Here is a 17207-nt window from a genome sequence, read left to right as displayed (position 1 = left end):
CCTTTCATGAAACACCTCGTTCTCTCTGCCCTGGCGCTGGCCGCCCCCGCCCTGTTGCTGGCCCAGACGGCCGCCCCCAAGGCCGCCGCACCCAAGGCTGTTGCAGCTCCTGCTGCCCAGCCCACGCAGGCAGCCAAACGTGCGCCAATCAAGCGCTCTGCTGCCAAGGTGGTGGAAGAAATGACACCCATTGACGATGACCCGAATGTCACTTTGACCCCGGAAGACCTGGAACTCGCCAAGCGCGTTTACGTCGGCACGATTCCCTGCGAGTTGGGTGCTTCCGTCACCATCACGCCGAGCGAAAAACGCCCGGGCTTCTTCCTGGTGCAGACGGGCAAGACACGTTTTCGCATGCACCCGGTCGGAAGCCGCACCGGCGCCATCCGCCTGGAAGACGGCCGTGCAGGCGCCATGTGGCTCCAGTTGGGCAACAAGTCGATGCTGATGAGCCAGAAACTGGGTCAGCGCTTGGCTGACGAGTGCATGAGCCCGGCGCAGCTGACTTTTGCCGACGAGATGAAAAAGAACCCCCCGACGAGCATTCTGGAGGCCCTACCAGCTGCCAAAGCCGCGCCAGCCCCGGCTGGCACGGGTTCTGCTCAGCCAGCAACTGCCCCAGCCAAAGCCGAATAACAGACTGACAGACCGCGACCGCACGCGCATTGACCGTGCAAATTTTTTGAGTACAGGAGAAGAAAACCATGATGCCCGAGTTCATAAAAACCTACCGCAACCATGTGGCTGAGCGCGCCGCGCTGGGTATTCCGCCGCTGCCACTGTCGGCCCAACAAACCGGCGAGGTCATCGAGCTGCTGAAAAGCCCGCCCAAGGGTGAAGAGTCTTTCCTGCTGGACCTGATCACGCACCGTGTGCCGGCCGGGGTTGATGCGGCCGCCAAGGTCAAGGCCAGCTACCTCGCTGCCGTGGCGCACGGCAGCGAAAAGTGCGCGCTGATCTCGCGTGAAAAAGCCACGCAACTGCTGGGCACCATGCTGGGCGGCTACAACATCAGCCCGATGGTTGAATTGCTCGACGACGCCGAAGACAGCGTTGCCACGCAGGCTGCCAGCGGCCTGAAAAACACCTTGCTGATGTTCGACCAGTTCCACGACGTCAAGGAAAAGGCCGACCAGGGCAACAAGTACGCCAAGGCCGTGCTGCAAAGCTGGGCCGATGCCGAGTGGTTCACCAGCCGCCCGGAAGTGCCGGAGTCGATCAAGCTCACCATATTCAAGGTGGCCGGCGAGATCAACACCGACGACCTGTCACCCGCACCCGACGCCTGGAGCCGCCCCGACATTCCGCTGCATGCGCTGGCCATGCACAAGAATGCGCGTCCCGGCGTCACGCCCGAAGAAGACGGCAAACGCGGCCCGGTCAAGTTCATCGAAGAACTCAAGGCCAAGGGCAACCTGGTGGCCTATGTGGGCGACGTGGTGGGTACCGGCTCCTCGCGCAAATCGGCCACCAACTCGGTGCTCTGGTTCACCGGTGAAGACATTCCTTTTGTGCCGAACAAGCGCTTCGGCGGTGTTTGCCTGGGCGCAAAAATTGCGCCGATTTTCTACAACACCATGGAAGACTCGGGCGCGCTGCCGATCGAACTCGACGTGAGCCAGATGGCCATGGGTGATGTGATCGAGCTGCGCCCCTACGATGGCAAGGCTTTGAAAGACGGCAAGGTCATCGCCGAGTTCAAGCTGAAAAGCGATGTGCTTTTTGACGAAGTGCGTGCCGGCGGCCGCATTCCGCTGATCGTCGGCCGCGGCCTGACGGCCAAGGCGCGCTGGGCGCTGGGCCTGCCGGTCTCCACACTTTTCCGCCTGCCGCAGGCGCCGGTTGCCAACGACCGCGGCTTCACACTCGCGCAAAAAATGGTGGGCCGCGCGGTGGGCCTGCCCGAAGGCCAGGGCGTTCGCCCCGGTACTTACTGCGAGCCGAAGATGACCTCGGTCGGCTCGCAAGACACCACCGGTCCGATGACGCGTGACGAGTTGAAAGACCTGGCCTGCCTGGGCTTTTCCGCCGACCTGGTGATGCAGTCCTTCTGCCACACCGCTGCCTATCCCAAGCCGGTCGATGTGAAGATGCACCATGAGTTGCCCGAGTTCATGAGCGACCGCGGCGGCATTCCGCTGCGCCCGGGCGACGGCATCATCCACAGCTGGCTGAACCGCATGCTGCTGCCCGACACCGTTGGCACCGGCGGCGACAGCCACACGCGTTTCCCCATCGGTATCAGCTTTCCCGCAGGCTCCGGCCTGGTAGCCTTCGGTGCCGCCACCGGCGTGATGCCGCTGGACATGCCAGAGTCGGTGCTGGTGCGTTTCAAGGGCCAGATGCAGCCTGGCATCACCCTGCGTGACCTGGTCAACGCGATTCCGCTGTACGCCATCAAGGCCGGCCTGCTGACAGTGGCCAAACAGGGCAAGAAGAACATCTTCTCGGGCCGCATCCTTGAAATCGAAGGCTTGCCTGACCTCAAGGTCGAGCAGGCGTTTGAACTCAGCGATGCCTCGGCCGAGCGTTCTGCCGGAGGCTGCACGGTGCACCTGAACAAGGAACCGATCATCGAGTACATCACCAGCAACATCACCATGCTGAAGTGGATGATTGCTTCGGGTTACTCGGACGTGCGCACCATCAAGCGCCGCATCGCCGCCATGGAAGCCTGGCTGGCCGATCCGCAACTGCTCAAGGCCGACGCCGATGCCGAATACACCGCGGTGATCGAGATTGATTTGGCCGACATCCACGAACCCATCGTGGCCTGCCCGAACGATCCGGACGACGTGAAGACCCTGAGCGAAGTGGCCGGCAGCAAGATCGATGAAGTTTTCATCGGCAGCTGCATGACCAACATCGGCCATTTCCGCGCGGCCTCCAAGTTGCTCGAAAACAAGCGCGACATTCCCGTCAAACTCTGGATGGCACCGCCCACCAAGATGGACGCCAAGCAACTGACCGAAGAAGGCCACTACGGTGTTCTGGGCTCGGCCGGTGCGCGCATGGAAATGCCGGGCTGCAGCCTGTGCATGGGCAACCAGGCGCAGGTAAAAGAGGGCGCGACGGTGTTCTCGACGTCAACACGCAACTTCCCGAATCGCCTGGGCAAAAACTCCAACGTCTACCTGGGTTCCGCTGAACTCGCAGCCATCTGTTCCAAGCTGGGCCGCATTCCCACCAAGGCCGAATACATGGCCGACATGGGTGTGCTGACAGCGGCAAGCGCCGCGGTGTACCAGTACCTGAACTTCGATCAGGTCAAGGACTACACAGACATGGCGGATACGGTGAAAGACAGCGTGCCTGCTTGATACGCCTGAGCTGAGTCTTCAGCCCAAAAGCCCCGCGATGAAAGTCGCGGGGCTTTTTTTACAGCCCGTCCGGCAGCGGGTCGACGATGCGCACTTCCGAGCCATCGACAAACGTCACGTACCAAAACTCCGGTGAAGCGGGCAGGTTGGGCCGCACATGGCTGACATTGGCCGGTGAAATATAGACCGTGCTGGCGCCATCGTCAGGAGGCGGCGCCAGGTAGTGGCGCTTGCAGCCCACCAAGCCGCCCAGGCTGGTGACCACCGTGCCTATCGATTCGGTCACCGCATGGACTGCGGTGCCCTGGCCCAGTAAATGAACGGTGGTTTGCCCGATCAGATCGGGCCGTGAAGCTTCGACATACAGCACGGCCGAGGTGTTGATGCGCAAGTCATCAGGCGCTGCCGGGTCGGTGGCCTTGTTGAACGAGATGAAGGGCATGGATGCGATCGGTAAGGGGTTGGATAGTCAAACCAACACCTTAGGCGCCGCAGTGGGCGTCGTCATCAGCCCCGGCCTCTGCTGGCTGTCAGTGCAAGCCGATAGCTTCGCCTGCCTGTGGGTGGACTACAGCCAGTGCCTGTTGAGAAAAAGTGCCACCGGCCCTTTGTACACGGGCGCAAGCAGCTATCAAATAAGCAGCAGATCACCACGCTCCGAAGCTGGCGAGGTGGCAAACGAGAGCTATGTGGACACTGTTCCAAATCTTTGCTATGCTATTGTGTACGCCGTACACAAGCGTTGGACATGACCCGGACAATGAATGAAAAGCGTCAGTCCTACGCGATCTGTCAATCAATGCGGGTACGGTGCCTTTTCACTCTTTTATCTTCAGGAAAGAAGCCATGGTCTTCCCGATATCAAGTCTTTCACGGCAGCCTGGCATCCCGGGCCCAGGCCCTCGGAAGCAGCGCGCATGACGCACACCATGGACAGCCGCAAACGCTGGTGGGCACTCACTGTGCTTTGCCTGGGCGTGTTGATGATCGTGCTCGACACCACGATCGTGAACGTGGCCCTGCCGTCAATACGCACCGATCTTTCGTTCACCGAAACCTCGCTGGTCTGGGTGGTCAATGCCTACATGCTGACCTTCGGCGGCTTTTTGCTGCTGGGCGGCCGGCTCGGTGACCTGTATGGCCAGCGACGCCTGTTCCTGGCGGGGTTGGTGCTGTTCACGCTGGCCTCGCTGGCCTGCGGGCTGGCCAATTCGCAATGGCTGCTGATTGTGGCGCGTGCCGTGCAGGGCCTGGGCGGCGCGGTGGTCTCTGCCATTTCGCTGTCGCTGATCATGAATCTTTTCACCGAACCGGCCGAGCGTGCCAAGGCCATGGGTGTCTATGGTTTTGTCTGCGCCGGCGGCGGCAGCATCGGTGTACTGCTGGGCGGCGTGCTGACCGATGCCCTCAACTGGCACTGGATCTTTCTCGTCAACCTGCCCATAGGCGCGGCGGTGTTCGCCCTGTGCCTGGTGCTGCTGCCCGGCGGCCGCGGCCAGGCGGCGGGTGCGCGGCTGGATGTGTGGGGCGCCATCACGGTGACCACGGCACTGATGCTGGCGGTGTACGCGATTGTCAACGGCAACGAGGCCGGCTGGACCTCGTTGCAAACACTTGGGCTGCTGGCGGTTGCAGCGGTGCTGATGGCTGTGTTCCTGCGCATCGAATCACGCGTGCCGACGCCACTGGTACCGCTGGGTCTGTTTCGCCTTCGCAATGTGGCGATGGCCAACATCGTCGGCGTGTTGTGGGCCGCCGCCATGTTTGCCTGGTTTTTCATTTCCGCGCTCTACATGCAGCTGGTGCTGGGCTACAGCGCGCTGCAGGTCGGCCTGGGTTTTCTTCCGGCCAACCTGATCATGGCCGCGTTTTCGCTGGGGCTGTCGGCCCGCATCGTCATGCGTTTTGGCATACGGATCCCGCTGGCCGCCGGGTTGTTGATGGCGGCGCTGGGGCTGGCGCTGTTTGCGCGGGCGCCGGTGGGCGGCCAGTTTGTGGCTGATGTGTTGCCGGGCATGCTGTTGCTGGGGCTGGGCGCGGGCATGGCCTTCAACCCTGTGCTGCTGGCCGCCATGAGCGATGTTGCGCCCAGCGAGTCGGGCATTGCATCGGGTGTGGTCAACACGGCTTTCATGATGGGTGGCGCGCTGGGCCTGGCCGTGCTGGCCAGCGCGGCAGCCGCGCGCACCGGCTATTTGCAGGCGGGCGGCGTGGATGCGCTGGCCGCACTCAACAGCGGCTACCAGCTGGCGTTTTTACTGGGTGCTGTGTTCGCTGCTGCGGCAGCGGTGCTGGGCGCAGCGCTGATGCGCCCCGGGGCTGCGGCAGCGCATTCGGGCAACGCGGACGCGCAGGCCACAGGGCAGGGCGCCGAGTAGGCCGCAGTTTTTTCAATCACCAAGCAAGGAGATTTCACATGAGCCGTTATGTTGATGGATTTGTTGTTCCTGTTCCCACGGACAAACTCGATGCTTACCGCCGTATTTCGCGCAAGGCGGGCAAGATCTGGCGCGAGTATGGCGCCCTCGAATACATCGAGTGCGTGGCCGACGACGTGAAGCCGGGCAAGCTCACCTCCTTTCCACAAAGCGTCAAGCTCAAGGCGAATGAAACGGTGGTGTTTTCATGGATTGTCTACACCTCGCGCAAGCAGCGCGATGCGATTAACGCCAAGGTCATGAGTGACCCGCGCCTGGCCGACATGATGGACCCGAAAGCCATGCCCTTTGACGCCAAACGCATGTTCTTCGGCGGCTTCAAGACCCTGGTTGAGCTGTAGGCGCCAAAGAAAAAAATGATTCTCAGACGCAAGGTGGCCGTGGTCTACGGCGGGGGTGGTGTTGTCGGCGGTGCCGCTGCGCGTGCGTTTGCCAGGGCGGGTGCCCGCGTTTTCCTTGCCGGCCGCTCGCCTGAAAAACTCGACGCCGTCGCGCGCGACATTGTGGCGGCCGGAGGCATGGCGGAAACCGCGCTGGTCGATGCGCTGGACGAAGACGCGGTGAACCGGCACGCCGATGCGGTGGTCGCCGAGGTGGGCAGCATCGACATTGCGTTCAACGCCGTGGGTGTGTTTCACGTCCAGGGTGTTCCGCTGGCTGGCCTGTCACTGGCCGACTACAGCTATCCGGTGGAGGCCTACACCCGCACCAACTTCATCACCGCCAAGGCTGTGGCGCGGCACATGGTCAACGAAGGTGCGGGCGTCATCCTGATGCTGTCCACGCCGGTGTCAAAAATGGCGGGGCCGGGTTACTTGGGCCATTGCGTGGCATGTGCCGGTGTTGAAGCCCTGTCGCGCCACCTGGCCGGCGAGCTGGGTGCCGACGGTGTGCGCGTGCTCTGCATACGCTCGCATGCGATTCCCGAAGCCGTGACCCTGGGCTCACACAGCCGCGAGGTATTTCGCCAGGTTGCCTTGCCTGCGGGCATGGACATTGACGAGATGCTGGCCGGTGCCGCCGAGAGCACTTTGCTCAAGCGCTTGCCGCGCCTGGCCGAGATTGCCAACACAGCCGTGTTCCTGGCGTCGGAGCAGGCCGGCGCCATGACCGGCACCGTGGTCAACCTCAGCTGCGGCATGTCAGCCGATTGAAGAGGTTTTTACTCTGCTATGAATTAAATAGCTGCTTGCACCCGTGAAACAAGGGCAAACAGCACTTTTCATTCATACTTTTCACCGGAACGGTTCAAACGGCGATGGCCTCAAGCTCCACCGGCACACCGCTGAGCACCGAGTTGCCCGACAGCGGATCCCGCCAGTCTTCATCCAGCAGCGTATTCAGGTTGGCACCAGGCCGCTCGGCCGCCAGCGCCATGCGCGTGCCGGGCAGGCCATGGCCCCAGCCATGCGGCAGGCTGACCACGCCGGGCATCATCTCTTCGCTGACCTGCACCCGCGCCTCAATGCTGCGGCCCTGGTTGCTGATGCGTGCCAGCGCGCCGTCGGTCAGGCCGAGGCGCTTGGCGTCGGCGGGGTGGACCAATGCGGTGCAACGCATCGGCCCCTTGGCGAGGATGGGCAGGTTGTGCATCCAGCTGTTGTTGGAGCGCACGTCGCGCCGGCCGACGATCACCATGGCCGGTACGGGCTCTTTGATGGCTTGCGCAGCGCGCTGCAAATCCAGCAGCAGTGTGGGCGGTGCCAGCTCAATCCTGCCCGAGGGCGTGCGCAACACTTCGGGCATGCGCGGCGTCAGTTCACCCAGGTCGATGCCATCGGGCACACCGCGGACCTTGGCCAGGTTCAGGCCGTCGGGCTTGCGGCCAAACTGGTCGCCATAAGGGCCGGTGCGCAGCGCGATTTCCAGCAGGCGGTCCGGGCCATGCAGGCCTTGCGTGGCGTCGATCACCGCCTGCGCCTTGTCGCTGAACAGCTTTTTTGCGTCTTCGGCAAAGTAGCGGTCGTCGATCTCGCGGGCCGGGGTTTGTGCGCCCTGGCCCTGCACGATGGCCGTCAGCTTGAGCAGGGTTTCCCATTCCGCCGGTTGCCCTTCAGGCGCAGCAAACACTGGCGCGCTGTAACGTGCGTGGTTGCGCCAGGAAAACTGCGGAAAGGCCACGTCGTAATGCATGTCCTCCAGCGGCGACAGGCCGGGCAGGATCACATCCGCATGGCGCGAGGTTTCATTGACGTAAATGTCCATGCTGACCATGAACTCCAGGCTGTCGAGTGCCCGCGCCAGCCGCGCGCCGTTGGGCGCGGAAAGCACGGGGTTGCTGGCCACCGTGATCAACGCGCGCACCTGGCCCGCGCCCGGTGTTTCAATTTCTTCGGCCAGGCAGGTCATGGGCAGCTCGCCAAACACCTCGGGCGCGCCGCTGACGCGGCTGGTGTGGCGCCCGGTGCTGACGCCACGGCCTGTGCCAGGCTGGCCGGCGGTGTTGTTCGCAAAAGCAGCGGCTTTGGGAAACATTGCGCCACCGGGCTCGTCCAGGTGACCCGTCAGCACATTGAGCACATCCACCAGCCAGCTCGCCAGCGTGCCGTATTCCTGCGTGCAGGTGCCGATGCGGCCATACACCGCAGCACGCGGTGTGCCCGCCAGCTGACGTGCCAGGCTGCGAATGGATGCCGCGTCTATGCCGCAACGCGGTGCCACCACCTCGGCACTGAAGTCCCTCACCGCAGCTTCAACGGCGTCTACACCATTGACCAGCGGTGCGAGGCGTCCCAGCCGCACCAGCTTTTCCTCGAACAGTGTGTGCACCAGGCCCAGCAACAGGAACACATCGGCGCCGGGGCGGATGAAGTGATGGGCGTCGGCCATGGCGGCGGTTTCGGTGCGGCGCGGGTCAATCACCACCAGCTTGCCGCCGCGCGCCTGCATGGCTTTCGCTTTGCCTTTGAAGTCGGGCACGGTCCACAGGCTGCCGTTGCTGGCCAGCGGGTTGGCGCCCAGCACCAGCAAAAAGTCACAGCGCGTGATGTCGGGCACGGCAATGCTGAGCCAGTGACCGAACATCAGGCCACTGGAGAGCTGCTTGGGCATCTGGTCCAGCGTGGACGCAGAAAACACGTTGCGTGAGCCCAGTGCCTTGGCCAGACGCGAGAAATAAAGCAGCAGGCCGATCTTGTGCGCCGACGGGTTGCCCACGCTGATGGCGCCCGCCTGGCGGCCATGCTGCGCAAGAATCGGCTGCAGCCGGCGCTCAATCTCTGCAAAGGCTTCGTCCCAGCTGGCCGGGACAAACTCCCCGTTGCGTTTGATCAGCGGCGTGCGCAGGCGGTCCGGGTCTTCGTGCAGGTCTTTCAGCGCCACGCCTTTGGGGCAGATGTAGCCGGCACTGAAAACGTCGCTATCATGCCCGCGGATGCTGATGACCTTGCCATCCCGGACCTTGAGTTCCAGGCCGCAGCAGGCTTCACACAACGGGCAGATTCGGTGATGGGTGCTTTCGCTCATGTTTGTCTCCTGCCTGCATGGTGCGCGAAGGCTGCATGCCGCGCCATCACGCGGGCGACAGCACCTTGCGCAAAACTTCACCGGTCAGCGCGTCCGCCGGAAAGAAAGTCTCCAGCATCAGCTCCTGCAGCGTCACGTCCACCGGGGTGCCAAAAATCGTGACGGTGCTGATGAAGCTCAGCACGCCGTGGGCGGTGCGGAACTGAAAAGGCATGACCACACCGAGGTGTTCGCCCGCCAGATGCGTGTCGTCGGCGCCTTCGGGCATGGGGTAGGCCTGCAGCTCGGCCAGCAGGTCGGCCAGCACCGGGTCGGCCGTGGCAGCGATTTGCTGGCGCAGCCTCTCGAACAGGTGGTTGCGCCACTGCGCGAGGTTGACGATCTTGCTGGCCAGGCCACGCGGATGCAGGCTCAGGCGCAGCACATTGACGGGCCCCTGCAGCAGCTCCGGGTCAGCGCCCGCCAGCAAATGCGGCAGGGCGGCGTTGGCGGCCAGCAGGTTCCAGTGCCGGTCCAGCGCCAGCGCCGGGAAGGGTTCATGGCTCTTGAGAATCAATTCCACCGCCTGCCGGGCCGACGCCAGCTCCGGGTCGTCCAGCCGGCGTTCGCGGTACATGGGCGCATACCCGGCGGCCACCAGCAGCGTGTTGCGCTCGCGCAGGGGAATGGCCAGGCGCTCGGACAGGCGCAGCACCATTTCACGGCTGGGCACGGCGCGACCGGTTTCCACAAAGCTCAGGTGCCGGGTCGAGATGTCGGCCTCGCTGGCCAGGTCCAGCTGGCTCAGGCGCCGGTGCTGGCGCCAATGGCGCAGATGCTCGCCAAAAGGCAGCGGGGTGGAGCGGGCAGGCCGTGCAGGGGGGTGAAGGCTGGCATTCATGGCGCCATCGTAAGGCAGGCACGGCCGGATGCCATTACCTGCGAGGTTATCGACGCTGCACACCCCGGCGGGAATCATTGGCGCCATGACCGCAGCGATGGACAGCCGGCTGCGGCAACCGGATCAGGCCGCTGTCCCCTTGTTTCTCAACCCTTATTTACTCAAGGAGTTTTTCATGTCTGCTGTTGCATCCTTCTCCTCTCTTGCCGCGTCGCCCCTTTTCCTGCGCCGTGTCTTGTGGCTGGACGCCGCCACCGGAGCGGCCACTGGCGCCCTGCAGCTGTTGCTGACTGGTTTGCTGGCCAGCCTGCTCGGCTTGCCGGAAACCCTGCTGGTGGCCTCGGGCTGGGCGATATTTGGCTACGTGGCCGGCATCAGCTTTATCGCCACTCGGCAGTTTGTGCCGGCCTCGCTGGTCTGGCTGCTCATCGGTGCCAATTTCCTCTGGGTGCTGGGCTGCCTGGCGCTGCTGCTGGGTGACTTCGTGACGCCCACCCTGGCGGGCAAGGCGTTCATCGCCGTACAGGCGGTGGCGGTGGGCCTGCTGGCCGAGCTGCAGTGGGTGGGCCTGCGCAAGGCCGTGGCCGAGCCGAACTGGTAAAACAGCGCCGGGAGCCGGCGCCGGACTTTCTTGTATGCTGTGCGGTCTGACCCTCTCCCCGGGGGCCGGACCGATTCTTTTCCCTCCTAGAAAGTCCTCTCCATGACACGCGCCTTGAACTTCAGTGCCGGACCGGCCACCCTTCCTGAACCCGTGCTGCGCCAGGCAGCCGCCGAAATGCTCGACTGGAACGGTTCAGGCATGTCCGTCATGGAGATGAGCCACCGCGGCAAGGAGTTCATTGCCATTCACGCGCAGGCCGAGGCCGATCTGCGCGAACTCCTGGCAATTCCGGCCAACTACAAGGTGCTGTTCCTGCAGGGCGGTGGGCTGGGGCAAAACGCCTTCATCCCGATGAACCTGTTGCGCGGCCATGCCAGCGCCGACTTCATCAACACCGGCGAGTGGATGAAGAAAACCATCAAGGAAGCCAAAAACTACTGCAAGGTCAATGTTGCCGCCACGGCCGAGGCCGGCGGGTTCACCAGCGTGCCGAAGTTCGACACCTGGAAGCTGGACCCGAACGCAGCCTATGTGCACATCTGCTCGAACGAAACCATAGGTGGTGTCGAATACCACTGGACGCCCGACACCGGTGCGGTGCCGCTGGTGGCCGACATGTCGTCCAACATCCTGTCGCGCCCCATCGACGTCAGCCGTTACGGTCTGATTTATGCCGGCGCGCAAAAGAACATCGGCCCCTCGGGGTTGACTATCGTGATTGTTCGCGAGGACCTGATTGGCCAGGCCATCCCGCACACGCCGTTTGTGTTTGACTTCAAGCAGCAGGCCGACAACGACTCGATGTACAACACCCCGCCGACCTATGCAATTTATATCGCCGGTCTGGTGTTCAAACACATCAAGTCGCTCGGTGGCCTCAAAGCCATGGAAGAACACAACCGCAAGAAGGCGGCTGTGCTGTACGACTACCTTGATTCGACCAGCTTCTACAACAACCCCGTGGCGCGCGAAGACCGCTCTCTGATGAACGTGCCTTTCAAACTGAAGGACGAGTCGCTGGACGAAGCCTTCCTGAAGGGCGCACAGGCACGAGGCATGTTGCAGCTCAAGGGCCACCGTTCGGTGGGCGGCATGCGTGCCTCCATCTACAACGCGATGCCGGTGGAAGGCGTGCAGACCCTGGTGGCCTACATGAAGGAGTTTGAGGCCAGCCATGGCTGAAGCAGCAGGCCGGCGCTTTGAGGTTCTGCTGCTCAACCAGATTTCGGCCAACGGCCTGAAGCGCCTGCCGGCAGAGAGCTACACCACCGGCAAGGAGATCGCCCGGCCTGACGCCGTGCTGGTCCGCTCAGCCGACATGCATGCCATGGATGTGCCGGCCAGCGTGCAGGCCATTGCCCGTGCCGGTGCCGGCACCAACAACATCCCGATTGCCGCCATGAGTGCGCGCGGCGTGCCGGTGTTCAATGCACCCGGCGCGAATGCCAATGCGGTGAAGGAACTGGTGCTGACTGGCATGTTGCTGGCGGCGCGCAACGTCGCGCCTGCTCTGCGTTTTGTGGCCAGCCTGGACCCCACCATGCCGGACATGGAAAAGGCCGTGGAAGAAGGCAAGAAAAACTTCGCCGGCTTCGAGCTGGCCGGCCATACGCTGGGCATTGTGGGCCTGGGCAAGGTCGGCTGCCTGGTGGCTGACGCGGCCATCAAGCTTGGCATGCAGGTGCTGGGTTACGACCCCGACATCACGGTCGACGCTGCCTGGAGCCTGCCGGCGCAGGTCAAAAAAGCAGCCAGCGTGGCCGAAGTGCTGAAAAATTCGGATTTTGTGACGCTGCACGTGCCGCTGGTGGCTGCCACGCGCGACATGGTCAACGCCGACAACATCAAGCTGATGCGTCCGGCCGCGGTGCTGCTTAATTTTTCACGCGAGGGTGTGGTCAGCGAGGCTGCGGTGCTGGCCGCGCTTGATGCCCGGAAGCTGGGTTCCTACATCTGTGACTTCCCTTCCGCGGCGCTCAACCACCACGCCGGCGTGGTTGCGTTGCCCCACCTAGGCGCCTCCACCCGCGAGGCTGAGGAAAACTGCGCCATCATGGTGGCCGGGCAGCTGCGCGACTACCTGGAGCACGGCAATGTGGTCAACGCCGTCAATTTTCCGGCCGTCAGCATGGCGCGCGAATCGGCTTACCGGGTGGCGATTGCCAATGCCAATGTGCCCAACATGCTGGGGCAGATTTCCACCGCCATGGCGCAGGCCGGCCTGAACATCCACAACATGGTCAACAAGTCGCGCGGGGACATGGCCTATACCCTGGTCGATGTGGAAAGCCCGGTCAGCGACGTGGTGCTGGACCATTTGCGGGCTATTGAGGGCGTGCTTGCAGTACGTTACCTGCCGGATTCCGGTATCTGATCCTTTGGCGGCTATGGTCCGGGCCAAGTCCTACAGACATCGCGGTTAAGCCTTGTAGGATAACAATAGCCAACAGCGAAAAACCACAAGATCAGGAGTTAGCCATGGCCCACGAGTTCGCCAGCACCCTCAAAACCTTCACCACCGCGTCAGGAAAAACCGGCAAATTCCACTCCCTGCCGGCACTGGCCAAACAATTCCCCAAAATCTCCCGGCTGCCGGTGTCCATGCGCATCGTACTCGAGTCCGTGCTGCGCAACTGCGACGGCAAAAAAGTCAGCGCAGAACATGTGCGGCAGCTCGCCAACTGGCTTCCGAATGCCGACCGCACCGAGGAAATCCCCTTTGTGGTCGCGCGCGTGGTGCTGCAGGACTTCACCGGTGTGCCGCTGTTGGCCGATCTGGCCGCGATGCGCAGCGTGGCCATCAAGCTTGGCAAAAATCCGAAGCGTATCGAACCGCTGGTGCCGGTGGACCTGGTGGTGGACCACTCCATCATGGTGGACCACTATGGCAAGAAAAATTCGCTGGACCTGAACATGAAACTGGAGTTCCAGCGCAACAACGAGCGCTACCAGTTCATGAAATGGGGCATGCAGGCCTTCGACACCTTTGGCGTCGTGCCGCCGGGCTTCGGAATTGTCCACCAGGTCAACCTTGAATACCTGGCCCGCGGTGTGCACAAACATGCCGACGGCGTGTATTACCCCGACACCTTGGTAGGCACTGACAGCCACACCACCATGATCAACGGCATCGGCGTGGTCGGCTGGGGCGTGGGCGGCATTGAGGCCGAGGCCGCCATGCTGGGCCAGCCGGTGTACATGTTGACGCCCGATGTCGTTGGCTTCGAGCTGACAGGGCGGCTGCGCGAAGGTGTCACCGCCACCGACCTGGTGTTACGCGTCACCGAGACCCTGCGCAAGGAAAAAGTGGTCGGCAAGTTCGTCGAATTTTTCGGCGAAGGTACCCGCACGCTGGCCCTGCCGGACCGCGCGACGATTGCCAACATGGCACCCGAATATGGCGCCACCATGGGCTTCTTTCCGGTGGACGAAAAAACCATCGAGTATTTCACCGGCACCGGCCGCACCAAGGCAGAGATCGAAGCCTTTGAAGCCTACTTCCGCGCGCAGGGCCTGTTCGGTGTGCCGTTGCCGGGCCAGATCGATTTCTCTCAGGTGGTCAAGCTCGACCTGGGTGACGTGACGCCCAGCCTGGCCGGCCCCAAGCGCCCGCAGGACCGCATTGAACTGGGCAATGTGGCCAGCCAGTTTGCCTCGCTGTTCAGCAAGCCGATCGCCGAGAACGGCTTCAACCAGCCGGCCAGCGTGTTGGGCACCCGGCACTTGCTGCGCCATACCGACGACCGCGGTTCCGAAGCATTGCCGGCCGACCGGCCCATGCCCCCCGGCGCTCCGCGCATGGAGGCCGAGATGGAAGGCAGCCGACCAACGCTGGCATCGGCTGCAGGCGCGCATGCGGAGGACGCGACGCCGGTATCCAAAACCGCGGGCGTCAGCATCGGCAACGGCGATGTGCTGATCGCGGCGATCACCAGCTGTACCAATACCTCCAACCCCAGCGTGCTGCTGGCGGCCGGCCTGCTCGCCAAGAAGGCGGTGGAAGCAGGTCTCAAGGTGCAGCCGCACATCAAGACCTCGCTGGCGCCCGGCTCGCGCATCGTCACCGAATATCTGACCAACACCGGCCTGTTGCCCTACCTCGAGAAGCTCGGCTTCGCGCTGGCCGGTTACGGCTGCACCACCTGCATAGGCAACGCGGGCGATCTGACGCCCGAGATCAACGAAGCCATCAACAAGAGCGACCTGGTGTGCGCCGCCGTGCTGTCGGGTAATCGAAATTTTGAAGCGCGGATCCACCCCAACCTGAAAGCCAATTTCCTGGCCAGCCCGCCGCTGGTGGTGGCCTATGCGATTGCCGGCACCGTGATGCGCGATTTGATGACCGAGCCGGTCGGCAAAGGCAAGGGCGGCAAAGATGTCTACCTCGGTGACATCTGGCCGACCAGCGACGAGATCTACAAACTCATGAAGTTCGCCATGAACGGCAAGGCCTTCCGCGAGAACTACGCCAAGGTCAAGAGCGAACCCGGCAAGCTGTGGGAAAACATCAAGGGCGTGACCGGCAACGCCTACACCTGGCCCAAGAGCACCTACATTGCGGAGCCGCCGTTCTTTGCCGGATTCACCATGGCCCCCGCGGCGGGCGGCCAGAAAGACGCTGTGTCGGTGAAGGGCGCACGCATCATGGCGCTTTTTGGCGACTCGATCACCACCGACCACATCTCGCCAGCGGGGTCCATCAAGGGCAGCTCACCCGCCGGAGAATGGCTGCTGGCCCATGGCGTGCAGAAGGCCGATTTCAACAGCTACGGTGCGCGCCGCGGCAACCACGAGGTGATGATGCGTGGCACCTTCGCCAATGTGCGCATCAAGAACCTGATGATTCCCGCGGGCGCCGACGGCTCGCGTGAAGAAGGCGGCGTGACGCTGTTCCAGCCATCCGGTGAGAAAAAATTCATCTACGACGCGGCCATGCAATACATGCAGCAAGGCACGCCGACGGTGATTTTTGCGGGTGAGGAATACGGCACCGGCTCCTCGCGCGACTGGGCCGCTAAAGGCACGCAACTACTGGGCATCAAGGCGGTGGTGGCGCGCAGTTTCGAGCGCATTCACCGCAGCAATCTGGTAGGCATGGGAGTGCTCCCGCTGCAGTTCCTGCCCGGCGATTCATGGCAAACCTTGCGCCTGACCGGCAACGAGGTGATTGACGTGCTGCCCGACCCCGCCCTCAGGCCGCAAAGCCGGGCCAGGCTGGTCGTCACGCGTGAAGACGGTTCGCGTGAGGAAATCGAAGTCATCCTGCGCATCGATACGCCCATCGAGGTGGACTACTACCAGCACGGCGGCATTCTGCCTTTTGTTCTCAGGCAGCTGTTGGCTGCATGAGGGCGAGTGATGGTGCGTGTGAAGCAGGTGACGACAGTTTGAATTCCGGTGAATTGACGTGCAGGCCCTGATTGCCGGGGGAGGCATTGGCGGGCTGGCAGCTGCGCTGGCCAGTGCGCGGGCGGGCTGGGACGTGCGCCTGTACGAACGCGCGCCGGTGTTCAGCGAGGTCGGCGCCGGCATTCAGCTCGGGCCCAACGTGGTCAAGGTGTTGCATGACTGGGGCCTGGCCGACGCGCTGGCCGGCGTGGCGGCTTTTCCCGACCGCCTGGAAGTGCGCAGCGCCATCACCGGCGAAACCCTCGGCGTTTTGCGCCTGGGGGAGGTGATGGCGCAGCGTTATGGTGCGCCTTACGCCACAGTGCACCGCGCTGACCTGCATGGTCTGTTGCTCACTGCGGTGCAGAAAGCAGGCGTCGCGCTCAAGCTCAATCGCACCCTGAGCCGTTTCACCCAGAACCCGGAAGCCGTCACAGTGCAAAGCGGTGACGATCCGCCGGTGGAAGGCGAGGTGCTGGTGGGGGCTGATGGCTTATGGAGCCCGGTGCGTCAATGGCTGCTGGGCGACGGGCCGCCGCGCGCCACCGGCCACACGGCCTACCGAGCCTTGTTGCCACAGGCCGACCTGCCTGAAGCCTTGAGGTCCAGCCAGGTCACGGCCTGGCTGGGGCCCAAGTTGCATGTGGTGCAGTACCCGGTGTGCGGCGGCAAGTCGCTCAACGTGGTGGGTATTGTCGAAGGGCGCAGCGGGGACGATCTCGACAACTGGGACCAGGGCACCGATGGCGCCGGCCTGCACGCTGCATTGGCCGGCAGCTGCGCGCCACTGCAGAACCTGGTGCGGGCGATTCCCGCGTGGCGGCTCTGGGCGCTGTGCGACCGCCCACCCATGCAGGGTGCGTACCAGCACGCGCTGGGTCGTGTCGCGTTGCTGGGTGACTCGGCCCATCCCATGCGGCCTTATCTGGCCCAAGGCGCGGGCATGGCCATCGAGGACGCCGCCGAGCTTGGCCGTGCACTGACGCAGGCGCTGGATCCGGCCTTCGACGTGCCCACTTTGCTCAGCCGCTACGCGCTGAACCGCTGGGAGCGCAATGCACGGGTGCAGGCGCGGGCGATTCGCAATGGGCGGGTTTTTCATGCGGGTGGGG

Annotated in this window: 14 protein-coding genes; 11 read left to right on the top strand and 3 right to left on the bottom strand. The window is 63.4% G+C overall.

The features are described from left to right. Positions 1–6 precede the first annotated feature (6 nt). Together B0B52_RS16125 and B0B52_RS16120 are read left to right on the top strand one after the other, a co-directional pair. Entirely contained in the window at positions 7–636 is a 630-nt protein-coding gene (locus tag B0B52_RS16125; protein WP_077594686.1) for a hypothetical protein, read from the top strand. A gap of 68 nt (positions 637–704) precedes the next feature. Next, the gene (locus B0B52_RS16120; protein WP_077594685.1) at positions 705–3320 is read left to right on the top strand and encodes a bifunctional aconitate hydratase 2/2-methylisocitrate dehydratase; all 2616 of its coding nucleotides are present in this window, start codon (positions 705–707) and stop codon (positions 3318–3320) included. A gap of 58 nt (positions 3321–3378) precedes the next feature. Here the strand turns inward: B0B52_RS16120 and B0B52_RS16115 are convergent, their stop codons facing one another. After that, positions 3379–3762 carry a hypothetical protein gene (locus B0B52_RS16115; RefSeq protein WP_077594684.1) on the bottom strand — a complete coding sequence of 128 codons (384 nt, stop codon included), beginning with the start codon at positions 3760–3762 and terminating at the stop codon, positions 3379–3381. Here B0B52_RS16115 and B0B52_RS16110 point away from each other — a divergent pair. From B0B52_RS16110 to B0B52_RS16095, 4 genes are all read left to right on the top strand, one after another. Further along, positions 3761–4072 carry a hypothetical protein gene (locus B0B52_RS16110; RefSeq protein ID WP_139351978.1) on the top strand — a complete coding sequence of 104 codons (312 nt, stop codon included), beginning with the start codon at positions 3761–3763 and terminating at the stop codon, positions 4070–4072. The two genes, B0B52_RS16115 and B0B52_RS16110, sit on opposite strands and share 2 nt — an antisense overlap. A 165-nt stretch (positions 4073–4237) precedes the next feature. After that, positions 4238–5698: a DHA2 family efflux MFS transporter permease subunit gene (locus B0B52_RS16105; protein WP_077594682.1), complete on the top strand. Its 1461-nt coding sequence runs from the start codon at positions 4238–4240 to the stop codon at positions 5696–5698. 38 nt (positions 5699–5736) lie between these two features. Further along, positions 5737–6099: a DUF1428 domain-containing protein gene (locus B0B52_RS16100; RefSeq protein ID WP_077594681.1), complete on the top strand. Its 363-nt coding sequence runs from the start codon at positions 5737–5739 to the stop codon at positions 6097–6099. A 15-nt stretch (positions 6100–6114) separates the two neighbouring features. After that, positions 6115–6912 carry an SDR family NAD(P)-dependent oxidoreductase gene (locus B0B52_RS16095; protein ID WP_077594680.1) on the top strand — a complete coding sequence of 266 codons (798 nt, stop codon included), beginning with the start codon at positions 6115–6117 and terminating at the stop codon, positions 6910–6912. A gap of 94 nt (positions 6913–7006) precedes the next feature. Here B0B52_RS16095 and B0B52_RS16090 read toward each other — a convergent pair whose 3' ends face one another. Together B0B52_RS16090 and B0B52_RS16085 are read right to left on the bottom strand one after the other, a co-directional pair. Then, positions 7007–9223: a molybdopterin-dependent oxidoreductase gene (locus B0B52_RS16090; protein WP_077594679.1), complete on the bottom strand. Its 2217-nt coding sequence runs from the start codon at positions 9221–9223 to the stop codon at positions 7007–7009. A 46-nt stretch (positions 9224–9269) separates the two neighbouring features. Then, positions 9270–10103 carry a helix-turn-helix domain-containing protein gene (locus B0B52_RS16085; RefSeq protein ID WP_077594678.1) on the bottom strand — a complete coding sequence of 278 codons (834 nt, stop codon included), beginning with the start codon at positions 10101–10103 and terminating at the stop codon, positions 9270–9272. Between the two features lie 175 nt (positions 10104–10278). Here B0B52_RS16085 and B0B52_RS16080 point away from each other — a divergent pair, with 175 nt between their 5' ends. The 5 genes from B0B52_RS16080 to B0B52_RS16060 form a co-directional block, all read left to right on the top strand. After that, positions 10279–10704: a hypothetical protein gene (locus tag B0B52_RS16080; RefSeq protein ID WP_077594716.1), complete on the top strand. Its 426-nt coding sequence runs from the start codon at positions 10279–10281 to the stop codon at positions 10702–10704. 102 nt (positions 10705–10806) lie between these two features. Next, a complete protein-coding gene (gene serC, locus B0B52_RS16075) occupies positions 10807–11889 on the top strand; it encodes a 3-phosphoserine/phosphohydroxythreonine transaminase (RefSeq protein ID WP_077594677.1) in 1083 nt (360 codons plus the stop codon). After that, a complete protein-coding gene (locus tag B0B52_RS16070) occupies positions 11882–13081 on the top strand; it encodes a phosphoglycerate dehydrogenase (RefSeq protein ID WP_077594676.1) in 1200 nt (399 codons plus the stop codon). The genes serC and B0B52_RS16070 overlap by 8 nt, the downstream gene beginning before the upstream one ends. A gap of 104 nt (positions 13082–13185) precedes the next feature. After that, positions 13186–16056 (top strand): aconitate hydratase, encoded by a 2871-nt coding sequence (locus tag B0B52_RS16065; protein WP_077594675.1) that lies wholly within the window; start codon positions 13186–13188, stop codon positions 16054–16056. A gap of 52 nt (positions 16057–16108) precedes the next feature. Next, the coding region (locus tag B0B52_RS16060) for an FAD-dependent monooxygenase (protein WP_077594715.1) at positions 16109–17207 on the top strand (1099 nt) is incomplete at its 3' end.

Origin of the sequence: Polaromonas sp. A23 (assembly GCF_002001015.1) — a bacterium.
Classification (GTDB): domain Bacteria; phylum Pseudomonadota; class Gammaproteobacteria; order Burkholderiales; family Burkholderiaceae_C; genus Polaromonas.
This window is presented reverse-complemented; position numbering and strand designations above follow the sequence as displayed.

Excerpts from the sequence above, each read along its gene's own strand:
- B0B52_RS16090 (WP_077594679.1), bottom strand. The coding sequence starts at position 9,223 with ATGAGCGAAAGCACCCATCACCGAATCTGCCCGTTGTGTGAAGCCTGC.
- B0B52_RS16100 (WP_077594681.1), top strand. The coding sequence starts at position 5,737 with ATGAGCCGTTATGTTGATGGATTTGTTGTTCCTGTTCCCACGGACAAA.
- B0B52_RS16105 (WP_077594682.1), top strand. The coding sequence starts at position 4,238 with ATGACGCACACCATGGACAGCCGCAAACGCTGGTGGGCACTCACTGTG.
- B0B52_RS16070 (WP_077594676.1), top strand. The coding sequence starts at position 11,882 with ATGGCTGAAGCAGCAGGCCGGCGCTTTGAGGTTCTGCTGCTCAACCAG.
- serC (WP_077594677.1), top strand. The coding sequence starts at position 10,807 with ATGACACGCGCCTTGAACTTCAGTGCCGGACCGGCCACCCTTCCTGAA.
- B0B52_RS16110 (WP_139351978.1), top strand. The coding sequence starts at position 3,761 with ATGGATGCGATCGGTAAGGGGTTGGATAGTCAAACCAACACCTTAGGC.
- B0B52_RS16120 (WP_077594685.1), top strand. The coding sequence starts at position 705 with ATGATGCCCGAGTTCATAAAAACCTACCGCAACCATGTGGCTGAGCGC.
- B0B52_RS16095 (WP_077594680.1), top strand. The coding sequence starts at position 6,115 with ATGATTCTCAGACGCAAGGTGGCCGTGGTCTACGGCGGGGGTGGTGTT.
- B0B52_RS16125 (WP_077594686.1), top strand. The coding sequence starts at position 7 with ATGAAACACCTCGTTCTCTCTGCCCTGGCGCTGGCCGCCCCCGCCCTG.
- B0B52_RS16115 (WP_077594684.1), bottom strand. The coding sequence starts at position 3,762 with ATGCCCTTCATCTCGTTCAACAAGGCCACCGACCCGGCAGCGCCTGAT.
- B0B52_RS16065 (WP_077594675.1), top strand. The coding sequence starts at position 13,186 with ATGGCCCACGAGTTCGCCAGCACCCTCAAAACCTTCACCACCGCGTCA.
- B0B52_RS16080 (WP_077594716.1), top strand. The coding sequence starts at position 10,279 with ATGTCTGCTGTTGCATCCTTCTCCTCTCTTGCCGCGTCGCCCCTTTTC.
- B0B52_RS16085 (WP_077594678.1), bottom strand. The coding sequence starts at position 10,103 with ATGAATGCCAGCCTTCACCCCCCTGCACGGCCTGCCCGCTCCACCCCG.